A 22,211-nucleotide genomic window follows, 5' to 3' on the forward strand; every position below is an offset into this window, starting at 1 on the left:
TCTCAGTCATTGTCCGCTTGGGCGCGGTCGGGCAGGTCGACATCTACGGCGGCGACAAAGCCCACTTTCAGGGTGTCGGTCACGCGGCGGATATAGCCGTAGAGGTTGCAGGCCGGAATAGTGCGGTCGCCATCGGGGCTGTCGGCGGCGGTGGCGCAGGTGGATTCGTCGGCGCCATCGGTGATGCCTTTGGCCTGCTCACTCAGGGTGGTCGTCATGGCGTCGATTTCCGCCAGTGCTGCCGCAGTGTTGCTTTGCATCAGCTCGGTCACGCTAGGCACGCCGGCCTGAGCAATGATGTCGTCAAAGCCCAGCCCGCTACCGCCGGTTAACAGCGCGGCAAAGGCGTTCAGGTTGTTTTCGATATTGCTGAGGCTGTACTGGGCGAAGCGGGATTCGGCAACTTCCGGACAGGCCGGCTGACTGCAGCTAGCACTGATGCCCAGCGGAATGCCCAACTTGGCGTCCTTGACCTCGGTATCCAGGAAAAACAGCGCGTCGGAAAGCGCTTTTACACTGTCGCCGGCATTGGCGGGGTCGATAAAGGTAGAGCGGTAGTTGCCCGCACCGATCGTCCAGGCGTCGGCCAATGTGGTGGCGGCGGCGTTGATGTCGTCGGCCAGTTTTTGCGCGTAGTTACAGCGCAGGGTTTTGCGCTCCTGCTCGGGGCGCTGATCCCAGTCGGCGGTTTCCTGAATCTGGCTGGGGCAGGTGTGGCTGAGATCGTCACTGAACAGCAGGTATTCCACGGCGCCCAAACCGCGCTGATTGGCGGCGCGACTGCCGAGGTTGAAGTTGTCGTTGTCGGCAGCCAATACCACCGCCTGGTCGACACCGCAGGTGCTGAGAGGCGCCCCCCGCGAGAACGACAGTACGCGGTTGCGCAAGGCGCCGCTGTTATCCAGCACCGGGCCGACCTGGTGTAGCTCGGTGGCTTGCCAGGCATCCATGGTATCTCGCCACTGCTGCTGGGCGACGGCCAGGGCGTTGTCTTCCTCGCCGCTGCCGATGGCGCTGCAGTAGCTGGCGATGGCGCCGCTGTCGCCACTGAGGTCGGCGCTGACCTCGGCGGCATGTTGATAGTTGGGAATGATCAGGTTGTCGGCGTAGTTGGCCAGCATCCGCACAAAGTCAAAGTTGTCGGCATTGACGGCGCTGCTGCCGTTGCCGCCGTCGTCGACACAGGCGCTTAAGGACAGAGTCAAGGCGGTGATGCCGGCCAGGCGGCCCAGTAAGTGACGCGGTTTAAAAGTCATCAATATAGTCTCGTCTGTACACAAAAAAGGCGCTTGCAGCGCCTTTCTCGATTTTGCCGCTTTACGTCGGCTTTACATCACCAGTTTTCGACATCGGCACTATCAAACTCGTAGGCAGTTTGCAGTGTGCTGCGAATGGCCAGGAGGTCGGTGATGTAGGCGTCGATGGCTTCTTGAGCGGTGCCTGCGGGAGCCTCACCATTTTGTGAGCCGTCGGCCAGTACCGGTGCGTCGCCCATCAGCGCCAGCAGGTCTTTCAGGTCCTGGAGGCCGATGCCGGAAACGCTGCCGTCACGGAAGGGGGAATTGGGGCTGAACTGCAGACCCAGGGCGAAGCCCTTCATCTCACCCCAGTGCTTGGCCAGGTTCAGGAAGTTGGCCTGGCTGGCAAAGGCGCCGTTGTCGAATTCATTCATATCGGCGACAACGTCGTTGATGTAGTGCACCACGGTCGCGGCGATACATTTTTCCCAGGTTTTAGCGGCGACATCGATATGGCTGTTCAGCTCGTCGAGTTGTTCTGCGCTCAGGCTGCCTTCAGCGGCGGCCTGATTGAGAATAAAGCGGCCGGCTACAAAGGCATCGAAGGTCGTTTTGCTGAAGTCGGTACCGCTGGTGCTACCTTTGTCGCGTTTGGCGCAGTTGGTGGAGTTGGCCAGGTTAACTTCGCTGCGCAGATCGATACTGCCATCGTTGTTGCTATCTTTGTAGAAGGCGTCGCCAGCGATCTCTTCATCGCTGTAGCTGTTGTAGTCACGGGCGGCGCCGAAGTAACCAAAGGCTTCGTCCCACTTGTGCTCGGCAAAGGTGTAGGGCGCGTCGCCATCCTGTTCGTGGTTGGCGTCATCGGCGAAGTCGGTCTGCAGGTAGTCGTTGGTACCCTGGGAGAAGGTGACCGCGCCCAGCAGGAATTTCTGGATCAGCTGGCGGTAGTCGCGACCCGCTGCATCGACGGTGACGGTGCCGATATTGGCCGTGCCGCCGGTGATGGCAAACTGGGGATCGGTGCCGTCAGTGGCTTCCGTCGCAACGCGCTCGATAAACAGGTCAACCAGTTCTATAGGCAAGTCATTGACGCCTAATTCACCCCATCCGAAAAATTCGCCGCCAATCAGCTTGTCGACTTCGCCGCCAGCGGTGCCGTTACCACCGGCGATTTTGCCGTCGAGGTTTTTGCCAGTGGAGATGTCGCCGAAAGTGGGGCCGGGGATCAGGGTTTCACCGTCCAGGCTGTAATTGTAGTTGGTGGAGTCAACGTTGCCGCTGATGTAGAAGTCCAAGTCTGCGGCGACGTCGCCGGGTATTGCGCCGGGCTCGTCGCTAAGATCTTGCAGTGCCAGGACCAGGTCTTCGATCAGAACGTGGCGTGCGGTTTGGCCGGTGTAGCTAACCGCGCTCTCACCTGCGGTGATTTGGCTTTCAAAACTGTAGGTATCCGGTACCGAAGGTTGATCCGGGTTGTTGTCTTTGTTGCCACCGCCACTGCTACCGCCGCCACAGGCGGATAGGGTGGCGACTGAGGCGGCCAGAGCCGCTGAAATTAGGATGCGCTTGCTCATGTTATTACTCGCATTTTGACGATATGAATTGGGCTGTCTCTATTGCTGCGAATGAGACCGCCGCGAATCGAATTGCAATACTACGTGAAAATACGAGTAATTATCAAGAACATTGCAGTTAATGATTAAGTGGTGGAGCGGGGGCATGAGCGTGCAATAAAAAAGGCCCGGTCGCTGGGGCGTTCCGGGCCTTTTCAGAGCTGCTTTGGCCGGCCCAGGTTTAGGGCGGCGTTGATGAGATGGGAGGGTTATTCGCCCTGGTCGCCCATCATTGATTGTTGATAGTTCTGCAGTCCGACTCTGTCGATCAGGCTGAGCTGAGTCTCCAGCCAGTCGATATGCTCTTCTTCAGACTCGAGAATGCTCTCGAGTAGCTCACGGCTGACGTAGTCACCTACGGATTCGCAGTATTTGATGCCTTCTTTCAGATCCGGCACGGCCTTAAGCTCCAGGCTCAGATCGCACTCCAGCATTTCTTTGGTGTTTTCGCCAATCAGCAGCTTGCCGAGGTCTTGTAAGTTTGGAATGCCCTCGAGAAACAGGATGCGCTTGATCAGCTCATCGGCATGCTTCATTTCGTCGATGGATTCGTGGTACTCGTAGTCGCCCAGCTCGTGGAGCCCCCAATCCTTATACATCCGGGAGTGGAGGAAGTACTGGTTAATGGCGATGAGTTCGTTGCCGAGCGCCTTGTTGAGGTGGGCGATAACCTGTGCGTCGCCTTTCATGATCGTAGTCCCTTCCGCTGTGTGGGTGTAATACTGCGAAAGTGTAACGAGCTGAGTGGCGAAGTCAATATAAGTTATTGATTCTTATAATAATTTTAAATCGTAGCACGAATAATTTTCAGTTGTTTTCGTGCATGGGGCGGTGGCTCACGCGGCGGCGTAACAGAGGCTGTCGTCGATATGGCTGAGGTGAGCATCGTAAACAGTGCGGGCCAGAGCGCCACACTTGCCGCACTGGCTGGCCAGATCCAGCTCCCGGCGAACCTCGCGAAAGCTGTTGGCGCCGTTATCCATGGACTCACGGATTTGTTTGTCGGTAATACCTTTGCAAAGACACACGTACATCTCTACTGATCTCTCACAGCCGGGGCTGCGCCCGGTTAATGGTTGACGAGTCGGGACTCGCCTAATGTTAAGGTCAACGTTAATGTAAATGATAACAGGTGTCAAATGGGATTGGTTAAGATTCGTTAATGCAGATGCATGGGTCCTTGCCGCTTCAGAATTTGATAGGATCAAAGAAACTGGCCGTGTATCATTCTTGGTCCTGTTTTCCTCTCGGCGAGTTATTCGCCGTTTTGTTTACTAACTCTAATTGTTCAATGGAGGTTGAAACCATGGGTGTTCTAGTAGGTAAACCCGCACCAGACTTCACTTGCGCCGCGGTTAAAGGCAACGGCGAGATCGTTGACGAGTACACGCTGAGCGAAAATATCAAAGGCAAATACGGCCTATTGTTCTTCTACCCGCTGGACTTCACATTTGTCTGCCCCTCTGAGCTGATCGCTCTGGAGCACCGCATGGACAAATTCCGCGAGCTGGGTGTGGAAGTGATCAGTGTCTCCATCGATTCTCAGTTCACCCACAACGCCTGGCGCAACACGCCAGTTAACAACGGCGGTATCGGTGAAGTGACTTACACCATGGCGGCTGACGTGCGCCACGACATCTGCCGTGCCTACGACGTAGAAGCCGACGGCGGCGTCGCATTCCGCGGTGCCTTCCTGATCGACAAAGAAGGCGTGGTTCGCTCTCAGCTGGTTAATGACCTGCCGCTGGGCCGCAACGTCGACGAGCTGATCCGCCTGGTTGAAGCCCTGCAGTTCCACGAAGAGCACGGAGAAGTGTGCCCTGCCGGCTGGAACAAAGGCGACAAAGGTATGAATGCCTCACCTGACGGTGTGGCGGCTTACCTGTCAGAGAATTCTGACAAGCTGTAAAGTGAGTGGTGATGGCGGTTTTGGCCGCCAGTAAGCCATTTGTTTAAAAAAAGGCCCGGTTGCTTTTGGCAGTCGGGCCTTTTTTTATGAGGGGGGGATTGGTTTTGGTGCTCAGTCGAGCGGGTGTTTGCTAATTCTTAGCACGGGTTTTACTCGGGCCATCCTAGGCCATCGCCCTGCGGGCGCCCTGTCGTAGTTGTATTGGCATACGGCTAGCACGGGTTTCGCCCTGCTGGGCGACTGACTTTCTCTTTGCTTGTCCAAAGAGAAAGTAAGCAAAGAGAAAAGACACCCTGCATCCCCGTCGCTGGCAAAAAGCGCCAGCGATCCCCTGCGCTTCTCGAATCTGAACGGGCGCTGCGGAACTCGCTTCGCTCAAACAGTCCTCGCGCTTACTCCGTTCAGCTTCTGCGATGCTCGGCGGGGCTGAAGGGGCCCAGGGTGCCACATTGAGCAAAGGGTGTTCTTCTCCAGCTACTGGCACCGGGGTTTATTCCCCTTTGAGCTCGCCGAGCATCGCAGCCATTCAATGAAAGGCTTTTAGCGAGGACTGTTTGAGCCGTCAGGCGAGTTCCGCAGCGTTTTCATTGAATGGCGAGAAGCGCAGGGTAGCCGAAGGCCGAGCGATAGGGTGGCGTTTCTTTTGGTTCCTTTTCTTTGGCCAAACAAAGAAAAGGAACTCGCCCAGCAGGGCGAAAACCGTGCTAAGAATTAGCCAATACCCACACGACAGCGTGCCCGAAGGGCGAGGGCCACGCGCGGCCCGAGTAAAACACCCGCCAGCCGTATGCCAATACAAACCCAACCCGTTGCGGGCGGGATCGCAATCCCCAAATATAAAAAACCCCACCGAAGTGGGGTTTTTTGTTAGCTCAAGGCTGGCAGAGCCTTAGCCAGCATAGTTAGCCGCTGCAAACTCCCAGTTTGCCAGGCTCCAGAACGCTTCCAGGTACTTGGGGCGCGCGTTGCGGTAGTCGATGTAGTAGGCGTGCTCCCATACATCGCAGGTCAGCAACGGGGTTTGGTCGCCTTTGGCGATGGGGGTGTCGGCGTCGTCGGTGTTGACGATTTCAACGCTGCCGTCGCTGTTTTTTACCAGCCAGGTCCAGCCTGAGCCGAAGTTGCCCACTGCTTTGGCGTTAAAGGCGGTTTTGAACTCGTCGAAAGAACCGAAGGCCTTGTCGATGGCTGCAGCCAAGTCGCCGCTGGGGGCGCCGCCGCCATTGGGGCTCAGGCTGTTCCAGTAGAAGGTGTGGTTCCAGACCTGGGCCGCCTGGTTGAACAGGCCGCCGCTGGAGGACTTGATGATGTCTTCCAGTGATTTACCTTCGTATTCGGTGCCCGGCACCATGTCGTTCAACTTGGTAACGTAAGCGTTGTGGTGTTTGCCGTGGTGAAAATCCAGTGTCTCGGCAGAAATGTGGGGTTCCAGTGCGTTTTTTTCATACGGCAAGCTTGGTAATTCAAAAGCCATCTGAGTCTCTCCTGGTTTCTATCTGTATGGAACGTGTGGTTTTTTAGGTGTTACGCGTAAAACTCGGTGTCGATGACACCATTATCTACAAATTTGGCTGTCGGGGCTAAGCCCGTGCCGCACATTGCTGTTGTTCAAGTAAGCAATCTCAAGGCCATCTCCAGCCGCCCAGTTGCTGCCATTGATTGACGATTTGGCAAAACAGCTCGGCTGTTTTGAGTGCGTCGTAGGCCGCGCTGTGGGCTTCGTTGTTGTCAAACTCGATTTCGGCGAGCTGACAGGCCCTGGCCAAAACGGTGTGGCCGTAGGCCACGCCGGCGAGGCTGGCGGTATCCATTACGGAGAAGGGGTGGAAAGGGTTGCGCTTAATGTTGCTTCGTTCCACCGCTGCCATGACAAAGCCCAGATCGAAATGGGCGTTGTGGCCCACCAGGACGGCTCGCGTGCAGTTTTCCGCTTTCACCTGTTGACGGATTCGCTTCATCAGCTCCCCCATCACAGTGACTTCTTTTTTCGCCTCGCGTTCCGGGTTGTGGGGGTCAATACCGGTAAATTCAAGGGCAGATTGCTCTAGATTGGCGCCGGCGAAGGGTTCTACTTGGTAACACAGAGTTTCGTCCGGCTCGATGTTGCCGGCGTCATCCATGCGCAAGAGGGTGGCGGCAATCTCTAAAATGGCATCGGTGCGGCTGTTGAAGCCGCCAGTTTCCACATCGATCACTACCGGCAGAAAGCCCCGGAAGCGTTGCGCCATAAAGGGTGTGTCGATGGCGTTACTCATGGGGCACAACTTGCCACTGCAGGGTGTCGCCGGCCCGCAGTGGGCGCAATGAGTCCTCGCCCAGTGGCAGTTGCTCGGGGGCTTGCCAGGGGGTTTTGGATAGGGTGATGCGGTCGCTGTTGCGGGGCAGGCCGTAAAAATCCGGTCCGTAAAAGCTGGCAAAGGCTTCCAGCTTGTCCAGCGCGCCAGCATTGTCAAAGGCTTCGGCGTAGAGCTCGATGGCGGCGTGGGCGGTGTAACAACCGGCGCAGCCGCAGTCAGTTTCTTTGCGGTGCCTGGCGTGGGGTGCAGAGTCGGTGCCCAGGAAGAATTTGGGGCTGCCCGATGTAGCTGCGTCAATCAGCGCCTGTTGGTGGGTGTTGCGCTTAAGGATGGGCAGGCAATAGTAGTGGGGGCGAATGCCGCCGGCCAGCATGTCGTTGCGGTTGTAAAGCAGGTGGTGGGCGGTAATGGTGGCGGCAATATTGGCCGGGGCTTCGCCTACGAAGGCTGCCGCGTCGGCGGTGGTGATGTGCTCCAGCACCACTTTCAGCTCTGGAAAACGGCTGCAGATGCCTTTGAGATGGCGGTCGATAAATACCGCCTCCCGGTCAAAGATGTCGATGTCGGCGTCGGTGACTTCACCGTGCACCAGCAGGGGGAGGTCGTGGCTTTGCATCGCCTCCAGCACGGGCGCCAGTTTGTCGATATCCGTTACCCCGGAGTCGGAGTTGGTGGTGGCGCCTGCGGGATAGAGCTTGGCGGCGTAAACCACACCGGAGTTTGCCGCCTCAATGATGTCTTCGGGGCGGGTATTGTCGGTGAGATACAGCACCATCAGTGGCAACAGCCGGTTTCCCGAAGAGGGCAGGTGGGCCTCGATGCGTTGTCGGTAGGCGCTGGCTTCGGCCAAATTGCGTACCGGTGGCGTCAGGTTGGGCATAATGATGGCGCGGCCAAAGTAGCGGCTGGCATCGGCCACCGTGAGGGCCAGCGCGGCGCCGTCCCGAAGGTGGATGTGCCAATCATCGGGGCGGGTGATGTCGAGGGTTTGCATAGTGCGCCTTGTGCGGAAGCCCGCAATCTGAGCGGGGGCCGGAGGTTGTTCGAGCGCAAAATGCTACCGCAATTGCTCAAGGGGGGAAACACCCGCCGCCGAGCGGCGGGTTGAGGTGGGCCTACTCGCTGGGTGGTGAGGCCGGGTCGTCCAGGCCCCACTGGCCCCGGTTTTTGGCCACGGTGGCCGGTCCAATACCGGGTACTTCAAGCAGGCCTGCCGTTGACTTGAAGGGGCCGTTTTTCTCCCGGTAGGCCACAATGGCCTCAGCTTTCTGTGGGCCGATGCCGGTCAGCGTTTGCAGCTCCTCTGCCGTGGCGGTGTTGACATCCAGCGCCAGCGCGGGGAGGGCTGAAAAGGCGAGAACAACAGCGGTGGTGAGTGCCGCCAGCAGGCGGCGTAGGTATTTGGCAGTCATCATCAATATCCTTTTGTGATGTGTCTTTTGGGTTTTGACATCGACACAGCGGTCGATCTGTTGCTGCGGTTGCAGGCTGCGGCGCATCCTGCACCGACTGAAAGTGTAGTCCCAATTGCGCAGCGCTGCCAAGACGATGCCGATCCGGGGCCTCCTCCAGCATTGTTAACCCGGAAATCGCAGTCGTTGGCGGAGGTGTCTCGCCGCCGCAGCCGGCTCAAACGGCATGCACGTGAAGGAGCTGAAGGCATGCGGGCAGGGAAGGCGCCAGAACGAAACGGGTATATCGGCACCAAAGGCGGTTTTGAGAGCGTGGTGGTGGGATTTTCGTATTCGCCCGTGGTACGTGGCGTCCGCGGCCAAAAATCGCTAAAATACGCCCCTTTTTTACGCCTCCGCCGCCTCGCTTTTTCGGGGCGGTGACTGTCTGTGGAGTGAACATGTCCGATATCAACAAGGTGGTCCTGGCCTATTCCGGTGGTCTGGATACGTCCGTCATTGTTAAATGGCTGCAGGAGACCTATCAGTGCGAAGTGGTGACCTTTACTGCCGATATCGGTCAGGGCGAGGAAGTTGAACCCGCCCGGGCCAAGGCGCAGGCGTTGGGAGTCAAGGAGATTTATATTGATGATCTCCGCGAGGAATTTGTGCGGGATTTTGTCTTCCCCATGTTTCGCGCCAACGCCATTTACGAAGGTGAGTATCTGTTGGGCACCTCCATTGCCCGGCCATTGATTGCCAAGCGCTTGATCGAGATTGCCAACGAGACCGGCGCCGATGCCATCTCCCACGGTGCCACCGGCAAGGGTAACGACCAAGTACGTTTTGAGCTGGGTGCCTACGCTCTCAAGCCCGGTATTCAAGTCATTGCTCCCTGGCGGGAATGGGATCTGACCTCCCGGGAAACCCTGATGGCCTACTGCGAGAAGCACCAGATTCCGGTGGATTTTTCCAGCAAGAAGAAAAAATCCCCCTATTCTATGGACGCCAACCTGCTGCACATCTCCTATGAGGGCGGCAACCTGGAAGACCCCTACTGGGAAGCGGAAGAGGACATGTGGCGCTGGAGCGTGGCGCCGGAAGCCGCACCGGACAAGCCCACCTACATCGAGCTGGACTACCGCAACGGCGATCCGGTGGCGCTCAATGGCGAAGAGTTGAGTCCCGCCACCATGCTGGCGACCCTGAACAAGCTGGGTGGGGACAACGGCATTGGCCGTCTGGATATCGTCGAGAATCGCTATGTGGGCATGAAGTCCCGGGGCTGCTACGAAACCCCCGGCGGCACCATCATGATGAAGGCCCACCGGGCGATTGAGTCTCTGACTCTGGATCGCGAGGCGGCTCACCTTAAAGATGAGTTGATGCCGCGCTATGCCAAGCTGATCTACAACGGCTACTGGTTCAGCCCCGACCGCCGTATGCTGCAGGCGGCCATCGACGCCAGTCAGACCTACGTTAACGGCACCGTGCGTTTGAAACTGTATAAGGGCAGCGTGGTCGTAGTGGGACGCAAATCGGATCAGTCTCTGTTTGACGAGGCGATTGCGACCTTTGAGGACGACGCGGGCGCTTATGATCAGAAAGATGCTGAGGGCTTTATCAAGCTCAATGCGCTGCGCTTGCGGATTGCGGCTGGTAAAGGTCGCTCGCAGCTTTCCTGATCTGCCGGGCGGGGCTTGACGAAGTGCCCGCCCGGGCCCAACCATAGGGCCCTTTTCGGCGACGGGCCCGCCCCCACACGCTAATAATTTTGAGATGCCATTGATGAAGCAACCCAGTGTAATTCTTGTCGGCGCGATTACCGCGGGCGCCCTGTTCCTGTCTGCCTGTAGTGGGGACAGTAACTCTTCCCGCCGAACCAAATTCGAGCTCAATCCGCGCCAATTTTACGTTGATGAGTCCCTGGGATCGGTGTCCTTTGCCAATGGGCCAACGCTGGATTTGACCTTGGCGGTGGGCAGCGGTGCGTTTCGCTCGGCCAATGATCGACCTGGGCCCCGTGCCGACGAGGGCGACATTTTCTACACCATTACTGACCGAGGGCCGACTATCCCCTGCGAGGACAGTGCCGAAGTGCTGGGTGTGCCCGGGTTCTGCAGTGCACCGGGGTCGATCTTTGCCATCCCCGATTTCAATCCCCAGATCATTCAATGGCAAATCAGCGGTGTCGGCACCGAGCTGACCCTGAGCAAGATGGCGTCGATCCCGCTGGTGGGCAGCAATGGCCAGCCTTTGAACGGCCTCCCCAACCCCTATAACAATGCCACCAGTGAAACGGCCTTTGATCACTCGGGCAACCAGATGTCCCAGGATGCCAACGGCATTGACCCCGAAGCGCTGGTGCAGCTGGACAATGGCCGCTTCTGGGTGGCGGAAGAGTACGGCCCCAGTTTGATGCTGGTGGACAGCGACGGGCGCGTGCTGCGCCGCCATATGCCCAACGGCAGTACCAGCTCTTTTGCTGGCGTGAGCTACCCGGTGTCCGATGACCTTATCCCGGGTATCTTTGCAAAACGGCAGTTGCACCGGGGGTTTGAGGCCTTGGCAGTGTCGCCAGACAATACCTCGCTGTACGCTGTCATGCAGAGTCCGCTGGCTAATCCCGCCGTGGCGGATTTTGAAGCGGGCCGCATTGTTCGCATTCTCAAGTTTTCACTCAACGCTGAGACCGGAGATATTGTCGATATCGACGGTGAGTACCTTTATCGCCTGGATACGCCCTCTCAGTTTGGCACCCTTTTCGATGGCGCCGGGGATGTGGAGAACGGAGAATTTCTGTCTCAAAGCGACATTACTGTCAATGAGGCAGTGGCGATTGGTGAAGACTACCTGGCGGTGGTGGAGCAGGCCCGTAATGTCAGCAAGGTCTACCGCATCAATCTCGCCAATGCGGTGAACATCTTGGGCTCTCAATGGGACTCCCAGTTCGGTGGCGGAGAGACCCTTGAGCAGCAGTACCTGGTTGACGGTGTGCCCTTTGTTCCCAAGCAACTGGGCTTTGATAGTCTCAGCAAAACCCTGCCGCTGAATATTGATCCCCTCGGTGAGCGCATCGAAGGCTTGGCGCTGCTGGATGCCAACTTCGCTGCGGTGACTAACGACAACAATTACGGCATCGGCGGGGAGCGCAGTCGCATTGCGATTTTGCCCTTGGGGCCACTGATTATTGCCAACGCGGCGCCGGTAACACCCTCGGTAGACTACAACAACTCCGCCAGTTTTATTCGTAACGACACCGTGTTTGGAAGTGGCGCTGCGAAGGTGGTGGCTGCGGATACCAGCAATTCGCGATTGTTCGTGGTAAATGCCCAGCGTGCCAGTGTCGATGTGGTAGACGTTACCGACCCACAATTACCTGTGCAAAATGGCGAGCTGGATATTGCCGCTGCTGGCAGCAGCTTGGGGATTACCCCGGGCGCGGTGACCCATGCAGTGGTGGGCTTGCAGTACGTGGCGGTGACGGTGGAAAACAGTAATCCGCAGAGCTCAGGTTTTGTCGCCTTCTACGATCTCGACGATCTGAGCCTCGTTGACGCCTTTACTGTGGGTGCCGGGCCAAATATGGCTGTGTTTGATCAGATTTCCACCACCCTGCTGGTGGCTAATGAAGGTCAGCCCAGCGATGACTACAGTGTCGATCCCGAGGGCAGTGTCACGGTGATCAATTTTAGCGATGGCATTGCCAGTGCAACGGTCAGCACCATCGACTTTGCTGATTTTAATGTCGGCGCCAGCCGGGCGGCGGAGTTGCCGGCCGGGGTGCGGATTTACGGCCCTGGAGCAACCGTGGCAGAAGACTTGGAGCCGGAAACTATCTCTGTGGGGCTGGATAACAACACCGTGTTTGTCGGCCTGCAGGAAAACAACGCCGTCGCGGTGCTGGACCTGGGAGAACTCAGCGTTGAGCGGATTGTGGCGCTGGGTACTAAAGATTTCGGCCGCAAAGGCAATGAGCTGGATGTTAACGACGATGGCGTGGTGGATCTAAAAACCTGGCCAGGCGTGGCGGGGATGTATCAACCTGACGGCATTGGCGCCTACCAATACCAGGGCGACAACTACTTTGTTACCGCCAATGAGGGTGAGGCCAGAGATTACAGCGGTTTTAGCGAGCAGCAGCGTGCCTTTGAACTGGATGGTGTCAACGGTCCGGATATCGATAACAATAACCCCAGCGCCAGCGATGCGGCTGATAACAATGCGCTGGGGCGTTTAACGGTATCTAACCAAAGTGGCGATAGCGACGGTGATAACGACATCGATGTGATCACCGCCTTTGGTGGTCGTTCCTTCGCCATTTGGGACGAGCAGGGCAATCTAATCTACGACTCCGGATCAGATATTGCCCGGGTGACGGAAGCGCAGCTCGGTTTCAATTTTAACGATGTGGATACCGCCAGCGACGAGAAGGGCGCCGAGCCGGAAGGCCTGAGCCTGGTGGCCAGCTTGGGCCGTGTCTATGCCTTTATTACCCTTGAGCGTGCCGGCGGCCTGATGATTTATGACGTCAGCAATCCTTACGGCGTGCAGTTTGTGCAGTATGTGAATAATCGCGACTTTACTGCCCAGGACAGTGGGGATGTTGGCCCAGAAGGCATCGCAGGATTCACCATTGATGGTCAGGGCTATATCGCGGTGGGCAACGAGCAATCCGGCAACGTGCGTATCTTTGAGCTGGATGCCGGCAATAGCACCACCCAGTAAGGGCCAGTCCAGGGGGCGGCCGATGTTAATGTCGGCCGCCTACCAATATCAGAGTTTCACCGGGCAGTATCAGGATTTCACCGGGCGCTTTTGCAGCTTGCGCTGTAGCGTGCGCCGGTGCATGCCCAGCTGTCGTGCGGTGGCAGAGATATTGCCATCGTTGTCTTTTAGAGCCTGCTGGATATGCTCCCAGGTGAATCGTTGCAGCGAAGGGGCTGCGATCTCTGGCTCTTCGCTAGTGATTGTCGCCGGTTTGGCGGCGCTGTCCAGGGCTTCAATAATGGCGCGGGTGCCGGCGGGTTTTTGCAGATAATTGTCGGCCCCCAGCTTAATGGCATCCACTGCGGTGGCGATACTGGAGTAGCCGGTTAGCATTAGCATGCGAACATCGGCGAAGCGCTGTCGCAATTCGGGGATCAATGTCAGCCCGCTTTGCTTTTCCAGCTTTAAGTCAATCACGGCTTTCTTCGGCTGGTAGCGCTCGCACAGCGACAGTGCCTGGTCGATGCTTACCGCCACGATCACCGAGAAGCCCTTGCGCTCCAGTGAGCGTTTCAGAGCGGTGCCGAAGGCCGGGTCGTCGTCGACCACCAGAAAATCTACTTGCTCCATGGCGAGCCCTTCCTATTTCGCTGACTTTACGGCGATTCGCTCCAGCGGCAGCGCCAGGGTGACATGGCTGCCGCCACCGTCCCTCGCCTGCCAGTATAGCGTGCCGCCGTAGCGGTCTGCGGTGGCGTTACTGAGAAATAGCCCCAGCCCCCGACCGTCGCCCTTAGTGCTCACAAAGGGTTTTACCACGCCCTTGTCGGCGTGGTGAGGCAGCCCCGGTCCGCGGTCGCTCACCGTGATTGTCAGCTGGTCGCTGTCGAGGGTGGCGTTTAGAGAAACTTGCTGGGGGCTGACGTCGGCGGCGTTATTCAACAGATTGAGTATCGCTTGCACTACTGTGCCATCCAGCGCCACCTCAAGCTCGGCCGCCTCTGAGCTGATGGCCAGTTTAAAGTCTTGGCACTCGGGGCGGGTCACCTGCCAGCGCTCCACGGCGTTATCTATCAACTGCGGGACGCTACAGGTGCTAACCTGCCCGCTGTTGAGGTCCCGAGCGGTGCTGACCAGGTTGCTGAGAATCGCCTTGCACTGGCTGATTTGCGCCGCTATCGCCTCCAGGTCCTCTCGGCTTTCCGCGTCGGAGAGGGTGTCTCGGAGGTCTTCTACGATGACTTCGACAGTGGACAGCGGCGTGCCAAGTTCGTGGGCGGTGCCGGCGGCCAGGCTGGCGACGGCCAGGAGCTGATCGTCCTGCAATTGCCTTTCCCTGACTAGGGCCAGTTCACTTTCCCGCTGTCGCAGCGTACTGGCCATTTTAAAGACGAAATAGCTGATCAGCAGGGCGCTGACGACAAAGTTGACCCACATCCCGAGGATATGAATGTTTAGGGCGCCGCCGTGGCCCTGGTGGGGAGACAGGGCTGCCAGCGGTACATAAAAGAACAGCAACAGGCTGTAGGCGCCTAGACTGAGTGCCCCCAGCAGCCAGGTATACAGCCACGGTAGCGTTGCCGCTGATATGCACAGTGGCACAAGCAAGTAGGAGATAAAGGGGTTGTTGGCGCCGCCAGAGAAAAAGATCACCGCACTGAAGGCGACGATATCCACGCACAGCTGTACAAACAATTCAGCATCGGTGACTGGCCAGGCTTGGTAGCTGCGCCACCAGCAAAACAGCGTAAAGACCGCCAGCGCCGAGAACAGCAGCGACAGCGTCACCAGCGGTAGCATCCAGCCCAGTGCAAGCGATGCATAGCCGCAGGCGACGACTTGTCCTGTCAGCACAAGAGCGCGGATGGCACACAATCGGCGCGAGTTGGCTAGGTTAGGCTGCAAAAGTAGATCCCAAATGCATCAGTATAGCGCCGGGAACCCCCGCTGCCGAATGCGACAAATTGCCACAGTGGGGCCGTAGGCGAACTCCTCGGCGCAGATGTTGTCCAGTGTAAGACGATGAGAAAAATAGCTATTTAAAGTCAGAGGAGAGAATCATGGCGAATTACCCTCGTTACTCCGTTAAATACGGCGTACTACTCAGCAGTGTGGTGGGGGTTTCCCTGCTGGCTGGTTGCGGCGGAGACGGAAGCTCCGGCGGCGGTAGTGGCTCCACGACGGCCTCCTTTGCGGTAACCGATGCCCCTGTGGACGATGTCGAATCCATCAAAGTTACCTTCAGCCGCTTGGACCTCAAGCCTGCCCAGGGTGATCCGATCAGTGTGAGCTTGGATGAACCTGTGGTGATTGACAATCTGTTGGCGCTGACTGGCAATGCTGCGGCGCCGATTGTTAACGATATCGAAGTCGAACCGGGTGAGTATCAATGGGTGCGCCTCTATGTCGACGGTGGTATTCCGGACTCAGAAGTACAGCCCGAGGTCGGTAACAAACTGGATCTGTTTATTCCCGGTCAGCAAAACGGCAACGGCAATGGCAACCCCCGCTTTTTGCAGTTGAATACCGGCTTTACGATTGCCGCCGGTAGTGAGGCAGATTTCACTATCGACTTTGTGTTGCGCAAGGGCTTAACCAAACCGGCTAATTCGGACTACTACCTGCTGCGGCCCGCCATGCGACTGGTCGACAATGTTGAAGTGGGCACCATCACGGGTACTGTCGATAGTGCTATTCCGGACAGCCTGGCTTGTGTTGAGACAGATGCCGACTACTTTGGCAGCGTCTATCTCTATGAAGGCGACCTTACCGCAGAAGGCTCGGCGGAGCCCGACGATGTCTACGACCCAGGCATTGAAAGTGGCAGCGACGATGTGCAGGACGCGGCGGGCGAGAGACCGGTAACCACTGCAAACGTCGTGTTTGACGAGGATAGTGCGACCTTGCGCTATGAAATCGGCTTTGTTCGGGCGAATGAAGAAGGCTATAGCCTGGCTTACAGCTGCAATGCCAAAGGCGATGATCCCGCGACCGACGACGATATTCCCTACACAGAAGTGAAGTACACCACCGTCGAAGCGGGTGGAACAGCGACGGTAGACTTCTCCACTGTGCCAGAGGTGCCGAAAGAGCCGGAAGAAGGCACTTAGCCTGAGGCGTGAGGTCGCCAATGACTTTAGCTATGTACGGACCGTTGCTAAGGACCTTGCAAACGCGGCGACAAAAAAAGGGGGCGCCATTGTGGCGCCCCCTTTTTGTTTCTATTCGGATCAACCTAGAACAGATCCATAAAGTCCAGCCAGGTATCGCTGCCTGAGCCGGCGGGGTCTTCCTGCACTTCTGCGCTCTTAACCATGCGCACTTCTTCCGCCGCAAGGGTGCCATTACCTACAATAGCAGACGCCGTTGCCGTGCCAGAGTCAAACGAGGTGGATGAATCGATTTTGGCTTGTACTGCCACGGTGTGTTCGCCAGAGCGTAGGTTTGCAAGAACAAAGTTAAACGCACTGGCCTTCAGGGGCGTCATAGCAAGTCCCAGTTCCTCACTCTCATCGCACTCATCATAGTTGACGATGCCGTCGTTGTTGTCGTCTTCGCAAATGCCGGCGAAGCTGGCGCTCATCTCCTGGTTACGAGCACAGAGTGTAATTTCACCTGGGAAAGCCAGCTGCTCACTAGCAGTGCCTGGATCCAGGATAACCCGTGCGCGCACTACGGCTTCGGCCTGGCTTTGGTCAAGTTCCCCGAACAGCGAAGACACCAGTGTTTGCGTGTAAAGGCCACATTCCATGGATACTTGGACGAACAAGTCTTTCTGACTGGGAGAGCGGATGTCTGTGCTTAATACAGTGGTGTAGTCAGTTTGCATCCCCTGAAGGAGAACGTGGTCACTTGTCGCCGCAGAGAATTTAGACGATTCCGCCCATGTTGCAGAGGTAAAGGCGCTGGAAGCAATGAGAGCTGCGAATGCAGCAGATTTGATGTAGTTCATTTCCATAGTTCCTTTGTTTTATGTCGGGCTTAAAGAGATATCCCAGAGTTATTTTTTTTGGGGATACATGCTTTTTCTTAGCCCGGTGGTTTTTGGTAGCACTGTACGATCGGTGATCGTACGGCGACAGACTCTATGGAAAAAAAGGCAGCTGAATCTAGGCGTTATAGATAGAGAATGAAAATATTTATTTTAAATAAAGTACTGTTATTTAAAGAAAAATAAGGCGCTATTTTTGTAAGTTTGCATCTTTATTATTGGATTGTGGTGTTTTCTCTATTGGAGGACTTTGTTGGGCGATTTGAGGGAATAAAAAAAGCCCCTGCATGGCAGGGGCTTGTGTTAGGGCCTCAAATAGCGACAGGTTTTAGTCGCTGGATGAGTGAGTACTGCTGGCTTAGTAAATACCGAAGTTGGTTACATCCAGGCCTGAAGTGTCAGCTAGATCGGTAAAGGTTGCCACGACCTCGTAATCTCCCGCGCTGCTCCAGTCGTCGTCGAACAGGATTTGTACCTGGCTTGTAGTGGCGTTCTCCACAACCAAGTACGTATTTGTGGCTGAGCTGGTAAGCGCGTCAAGCAAATCATCAGTTAGGGCGGGGTCGTCCAACAAGGCTACCGCATCGCTGAGCCCGTTGGCGTTGGCGGTAAAGTCTGCCGCCACTGCAAACTCCTCGTAGTCGTCGGTATCACCTGCCGTAAAGAGCGTGCCTGCGGCACCGTCGGCGCTGTCATCCTTAGTAAACGCCACTGAACCGTTGCTGCCATCGCCGTCTAGGAAGAAGATGCCATCAGCAGTAACTTCGAACCCAGTAACGGTGTCGCTGCCATCTCCCGTACGGAAATGGACTTCATCCAGTACCGCGTCGGCATTTAGCGTAATGTCGTCATTGCCAAGCAGACCGCCGATGATATCCAGGCCATCCCCGGCTGTTATGTCGTCATCGCCATCACCGCCTACCAGTAGGTCATTGCCGTCGCCGCCGTCCAGAATATCACTTTCAATTCCGCCGCGAAGTACGTCGTCAAAAGCAGACCCTGTCAGTGAGCTGGCGGTGTCACCGGCCTCGACTGTGTAGCCGTTCGGGCCGCCTGCCAGCGACAGGTCGACTTCTGAGGCGGTGCCGAGGAGTATCGTTGCTGAGCCCTCGTTGGCGGTGTCGCCTGTAGCGATAAAATCAAATAACACAGTTGCCTCTACAGACGCGCCGCTGGCAACGAGCAAAATATCATTGGTATTAAGGTCTTCTACGATATCCTGACCGCTGGATATAACGAAGGTATCCTGATTGACGTCTGTTCCCTTCAGCGTGTCATTACCCAGGCCGCCGTCAAGATAGTCTTCGCCTTGACCACCGATCAGTGTATCGTCGCCGTCGCCGCCGACTAACTCGACACCTTCGTCGCTCAGCGTATAGTCGCTGACATCAAGAGTATCATTGCCGCTATTGCCTATTACGGTGCGAATGCCAGCAACTTCAGCGTTTGTTCCCAGCGATACCAGGTTGTCTCCTTGGCCAAGTTTGAGAATCTCCAGGTTTGAGAGCGTTCCAGCAAAGTCTGTATCGTCCAATCCGCCGGCGTGGGCGGAAATGTCAAGAAACAGAGTGTCTGTGCCCAAGCTTGCGAAAATCGAATCGCCGGTGGTAAAGGTGGTAAGGTTCAGCGCGTCATTGTCGCTGCTGTCACCGAGCACGCCATAGTATCGGTCATCGCCACTCGATCCATTCTGCTCTTCGTCGGCGGCATCGAGGATCACTCCATTGATGATGTCTTCATCAACAAAGATATTGATGACCTGGAATACTGGATCGGACTCGCCATTGGTCACCCGAACTCTGATGGTATCGCGACCAATAAATCCTGCGTCGGGAGTATAGACATACTCGTTGTCGGAGGTTGAGGTCGTCAAGCTGCCAAATTGCGGGTTGTCCAGCACGGTATAGGTCAGGGTGCCGGTGGCATCCGGGTTCTCAACATCAATGCTAACAGTCTGTGGCGCAGAGCCATCTATGAGGTAGTAATTTTGTGGCGCCAGAGCAATAGGGTCGGCAACCGGGTTGATCGTAATATCGACGGTTGCGGTGTCCACGCCGCCATCAGGGTCAGTAATTGAGTAGGTGAAACTGTCACTACCATTAAAGTTCGCATCGGGGGTATAGGTAAAGGTGCCATCATCGTTGTTGGTGACCTCACCATTTGACGGACCCGTTTCAACGGCAAATGTGCTGTTTGCCAGCTCGCCCTCTGGATCCTCGTCATTGTCGATAACGCTGATGTTGACGCTATTATCTTCGTCAACTGTGGCTTCGTCGTTTTGGGCCACCGGTGCGTCATTGGCGCCGGTGACGGAGACAGTGACGGTTTCTGTAGTGCCGTCGGCAGTCTGAATTGAGAAGGAGTCTTCTGCTACCTGGCCTTCTTTTAGCGCGTCAGTGTCAGGGTCGGTATTGTCGAGGGTGTAAGTCCAGGAGCCATCTTCGCCGAGATCGAAGCTACCGTAGGTGCCCTCGGTGCCGGTTTGCGCTTGGAATACCTCGTCACCACCATCCGGGTCAGTGGCAGTCAGGTTACCTGAAGCGGTATTGCTTGGGTCGTCTTCGGTAACAGAGCCAGTCAGGTTGCCGGCGATAATGGCGGCAGTATCGGTGACGGTGATGGTGATAGAGTCCACATCGGTTTGCGCGCCGCCGGCGCCGGTGTTGCCGCCGTCGTCAGTGGTCACGGTGAGGGTGTCGTCACCCGTGAAACCGGTGCTGGGAGTATAGGTTACGTCGGCCAAGCTGCTGTTGACGGCGGCAAGCGAACCAAAAAGCGTAACAGAGCCAGTATTGTTGTTTGTGAGGGTGGCCGTGCCGCCGACACTGAGTGTGCCATTGCTCACTTCTAGGGTAACGGTAATGTCGCCACTACCGACATCAATATCGGCAACGCTAAGACCGGGGATGTCGAGGTCTGTGTTTTTGTCAGAGGTTTGGTCGGCCGGCATAGTGTTGACTGGCGCGTCGTTGACCGCATCAACAGTGATGGATACGGTGGCAGTATCGGAAGCGCCATTGGGGTCGGTCAGCGTATAAGTGAAGCTATCGCTGCCACTAAATTCTGCGTCCGGTATGTAGTCGAATGTGCCGTCGCCGTTATACACCAGTGTGCCGTTGCTCACCCCTGTCAGCAGTGTGATGTTTGTGCCTTCGAGAGAGTTGTCCACATCACTATCATTGGCGAGTACGTCCAGAGTTGATGCTCCGCTGTCCTCGTCAATGGTCAATGCATCATCAACTGCAACTGGGGCGTCGTTAACGGCTTCAACGGTAATGGTGGCCGTTGCGGTATCGGAGGCGCCATCGGAGTCTGCCAGGGTGTAGACGAAGCTGTCGTTACCATTGAAGTCGGCGTCCGGGGTATAGCTGAAAGTGCCGTCATTGTTGTAGGTCAGCGTGCCATTGCTCACATCGGTCAGCAGAGTAATGCTGGTGCCGTCGAGAGTGTTGTCCACATCGCTATCATTGGCGAGAACGTCGAGTGTTGAGGTCCCACTGTCTTCGTCAATGGTTAAAGCATCATCCACCGCAACTGGGGCGTCGTTTACGGCTTCAACCGTAATGCTGGCCGTTGCGGTATCAGAAGCGCCATTGGGGTCGGTCAGCGTATAAGTGAAGCTATCGCTGCCACTATATTCAGCGTCCGGAGTGTAGCTGAAAGTACCGTCGTTGTTGTAGGTCAGCGTGCCATTGCTCACATCGGTCAGCAGAGTAATGCTGGTGCCGTCGAGGGTGTTGTCGGAATCGCTGTCATTCGCCAGTACGTCCAATTCGGTAGTGACGTCTTCATTGACCGTGAACGTGTCATCTTCAGCTACCGGGGCGGTATTGATGATGTCTACCCGCATATTGATCGTCTGGGTGGCCGTACCACCATTGCCATCGCTAACGGTGACATCAAAGGTGTCAGAGCCGACATAATTTGTGGCGGGAGTGTACACAACTTTATCGGAGCTCCCTTCCAGGAATCGCACTTCACCACCGTTGGCTGTCGTTTGGCTGTCGAGAGCAAAAGTCAGGTCGTCGCCATCAGCATCCGAAGCGTTCAGTTGGATAATGACGTCAGTATTCTCGTCTGTGGCCACCTCGCGATTGCCCTCTGCGTCACTGTCGTCGAAGACCGGTGCCTCGTTGGGTGCAGGGGTGATAGTAATATTTACCGCTACGATATCCGTGCCGCCTCTGCCGTCGCTGACAGAAACAGTAAAGGTATCGCTGCCGCTGAAATCCGGGTTGGGCTCGTATTTGAACGTGCCGCTAATGGTTTGGGTGACGGTGCCGTTAGTGGGGCTGCTGGCGCTAAATACCAAATCGTCGCCATCGGCGTCGCTGGCGTTGACAGTAAATGTTACGTCGCCATTCTCAATGACCGTTTGCTCTGGAACGGACGCGAGGGTAGGCGCGTTATTTGGTGTCGGAGTATCGTCGTCATCGTCCCCATCACCGGGGTCGCCGCCATTGTTGTTGTCATCGTTGTTGTTATTGTTATCGTCATCATCGCTATCCGCGAGAGCGACAATGCCGGCAACAGCCAGAACCCCACCGCCAATAGCGAGCCAGGGCGAAATGCCGGAAGAACCGCCGCCGGTCTCATCGGCATAACTCTCGTAGGTTTGTTGTTCGACTTCGCTGCCAACATCAATCATTGCTGCGTTGGTCACGTCGACAATACCGCCCGCGGATGCGAGCTGAATCGCGGGCTGGTTATCGCTGTCGGAAAGTTCCTTTTCCTCCTTCTCGCGCTCTTTTTCGACTAAATCGGATTGTGACAGGTCGGTCTTAAGTTCCACCGCATCCATCAAGTTATCACTCAGCAGGGCTAAGTGGTCTGCAGCTTCCTGAGCAGAAATTGTATCCACTACAATTTGGGTGGTTCTTTTCATGTGGCGCTCCATGTAACAGCGATTTTGATTCTGTAAGCGAGTTTATTAGGGAATTTAATAATCAAAGACTCAGTTTACGTTTTTTGTGCAGATATGGAAGTCAATAGCTGTGAAATTACCGAGAACGTGATTTGGGAGGAGGGCTGGCCCTCGCCGGTTAGGGCGGGGGCCAGG

General features: G+C 56.4%; 16 protein-coding genes. 4 read left to right on the forward strand and 12 right to left on the reverse strand.

From position 1 onward, the window contains the following. Positions 1 to 2 precede the first annotated feature (2 nt). The 4 genes from I6N98_RS02900 to I6N98_RS02915 form a co-directional block, all read right to left on the reverse strand. Positions 3 to 1,256 (reverse strand): imelysin family protein, encoded by a 1,254-nt coding sequence (locus I6N98_RS02900; protein WP_198570315.1) that lies wholly within the window; start codon positions 1,254 to 1,256, stop codon positions 3 to 5. A gap of 77 nt (positions 1,257 to 1,333) precedes the next feature. Then, entirely contained in the window at positions 1,334 to 2,815 is a 1,482-nt protein-coding gene (locus I6N98_RS02905) for a DUF4856 domain-containing protein (RefSeq protein ID WP_198570316.1), read from the reverse strand. Positions 2,816 to 3,063: 248 nt separating this feature from the next. Continuing rightward, entirely contained in the window at positions 3,064 to 3,543 is a 480-nt protein-coding gene (bfr, locus tag I6N98_RS02910; RefSeq protein ID WP_198570317.1) for a bacterioferritin, read from the reverse strand. Between the two features lie 147 nt (positions 3,544 to 3,690). Further along, positions 3,691 to 3,888, reverse strand: a complete 198-nt coding sequence (locus I6N98_RS02915) for a bacterioferritin-associated ferredoxin (RefSeq protein WP_198570318.1) — start codon at positions 3,886 to 3,888, stop codon at positions 3,691 to 3,693. A gap of 272 nt (positions 3,889 to 4,160) precedes the next feature. Between I6N98_RS02915 and I6N98_RS02920 the strand changes: the two genes are divergently transcribed. Then, entirely contained in the window at positions 4,161 to 4,763 is a 603-nt protein-coding gene (locus tag I6N98_RS02920) for a peroxiredoxin (RefSeq protein ID WP_198570319.1), read from the forward strand. Positions 4,764 to 5,652: 889 nt separating this feature from the next. On the opposite strand, the gene I6N98_RS02925 is transcribed toward I6N98_RS02920, so the two are convergent. The 4 genes from I6N98_RS02925 to I6N98_RS02940 all read right to left on the reverse strand — a co-directional run bounded on the left by I6N98_RS02925 (position 5,653) and on the right by I6N98_RS02940 (position 8,475). Then, positions 5,653 to 6,237, reverse strand: coding sequence for a superoxide dismutase (locus tag I6N98_RS02925; RefSeq protein ID WP_198570320.1), 585 nt, complete (start codon positions 6,235 to 6,237; stop codon positions 5,653 to 5,655). A gap of 148 nt (positions 6,238 to 6,385) precedes the next feature. Next, the gene (rnt, locus tag I6N98_RS02930; protein WP_198570321.1) at positions 6,386 to 7,018 is read right to left on the reverse strand and encodes a ribonuclease T; all 633 of its coding nucleotides are present in this window, start codon (positions 7,016 to 7,018) and stop codon (positions 6,386 to 6,388) included. After that, positions 7,011 to 8,054, reverse strand: coding sequence for a dihydroorotase (gene pyrC / locus I6N98_RS02935; RefSeq protein ID WP_198570322.1), 1,044 nt, complete (start codon positions 8,052 to 8,054; stop codon positions 7,011 to 7,013). The genes rnt and pyrC overlap by 8 nt, the downstream gene beginning before the upstream one ends. 121 nt (positions 8,055 to 8,175) lie before the next feature. Continuing rightward, positions 8,176 to 8,475, reverse strand: coding sequence for a ComEA family DNA-binding protein (locus I6N98_RS02940; protein WP_198570323.1), 300 nt, complete (start codon positions 8,473 to 8,475; stop codon positions 8,176 to 8,178). A gap of 437 nt (positions 8,476 to 8,912) precedes the next feature. Between I6N98_RS02940 and I6N98_RS02945 the strand changes: the two genes are divergently transcribed. Together I6N98_RS02945 and I6N98_RS02950 are read left to right on the forward strand one after the other, a co-directional pair. Further along, on the forward strand, positions 8,913 to 10,136 hold the full coding sequence (locus I6N98_RS02945) for an argininosuccinate synthase (RefSeq protein WP_198570324.1): 1,224 nt from the start codon (positions 8,913 to 8,915) through the stop codon (positions 10,134 to 10,136). 103 nt (positions 10,137 to 10,239) lie between these two features. Beyond that, positions 10,240 to 13,179 carry a choice-of-anchor I family protein gene (locus I6N98_RS02950; RefSeq protein WP_198570325.1) on the forward strand — a complete coding sequence of 980 codons (2,940 nt, stop codon included), beginning with the start codon at positions 10,240 to 10,242 and terminating at the stop codon, positions 13,177 to 13,179. Between the two features lie 69 nt (positions 13,180 to 13,248). Here the strand turns inward: I6N98_RS02950 and I6N98_RS02955 are convergent, their stop codons facing one another. Next, positions 13,249 to 13,791 carry a response regulator transcription factor gene (locus tag I6N98_RS02955; protein WP_198570326.1) on the reverse strand — a complete coding sequence of 181 codons (543 nt, stop codon included), beginning with the start codon at positions 13,789 to 13,791 and terminating at the stop codon, positions 13,249 to 13,251. A gap of 12 nt (positions 13,792 to 13,803) precedes the next feature. Continuing rightward, entirely contained in the window at positions 13,804 to 15,015 is a 1,212-nt protein-coding gene (locus I6N98_RS02960) for an ATP-binding protein (protein WP_198570327.1), read from the reverse strand. 206 nt (positions 15,016 to 15,221) lie between these two features. Between I6N98_RS02960 and I6N98_RS02965 the strand changes: the two genes are divergently transcribed. After that, on the forward strand, positions 15,222 to 16,271 hold the full coding sequence (locus tag I6N98_RS02965) for a DUF4382 domain-containing protein (RefSeq protein ID WP_198570328.1): 1,050 nt from the start codon (positions 15,222 to 15,224) through the stop codon (positions 16,269 to 16,271). Between the two features lie 125 nt (positions 16,272 to 16,396). On the opposite strand, the gene I6N98_RS02970 is transcribed toward I6N98_RS02965, so the two are convergent. Both I6N98_RS02970 and I6N98_RS02975 read right to left on the reverse strand, forming a co-directional pair. Continuing rightward, a complete protein-coding gene (locus I6N98_RS02970; protein WP_198570329.1) occupies positions 16,397 to 17,113 on the reverse strand; it encodes a hypothetical protein in 717 nt (238 codons plus the stop codon). Positions 17,114 to 17,510: 397 nt separating this feature from the next. Beyond that, positions 17,511 to 22,037, reverse strand: a complete 4,527-nt coding sequence (locus tag I6N98_RS02975) for a beta strand repeat-containing protein (RefSeq protein ID WP_198570330.1) — start codon at positions 22,035 to 22,037, stop codon at positions 17,511 to 17,513. Between the last annotated feature and the right edge of the window lie 174 nt (positions 22,038 to 22,211).

The organism is Spongiibacter nanhainus, from assembly GCF_016132545.1.
In the GTDB taxonomy this organism is placed as follows: Bacteria; Pseudomonadota; Gammaproteobacteria; order Pseudomonadales; family Spongiibacteraceae; genus Spongiibacter; species Spongiibacter nanhainus.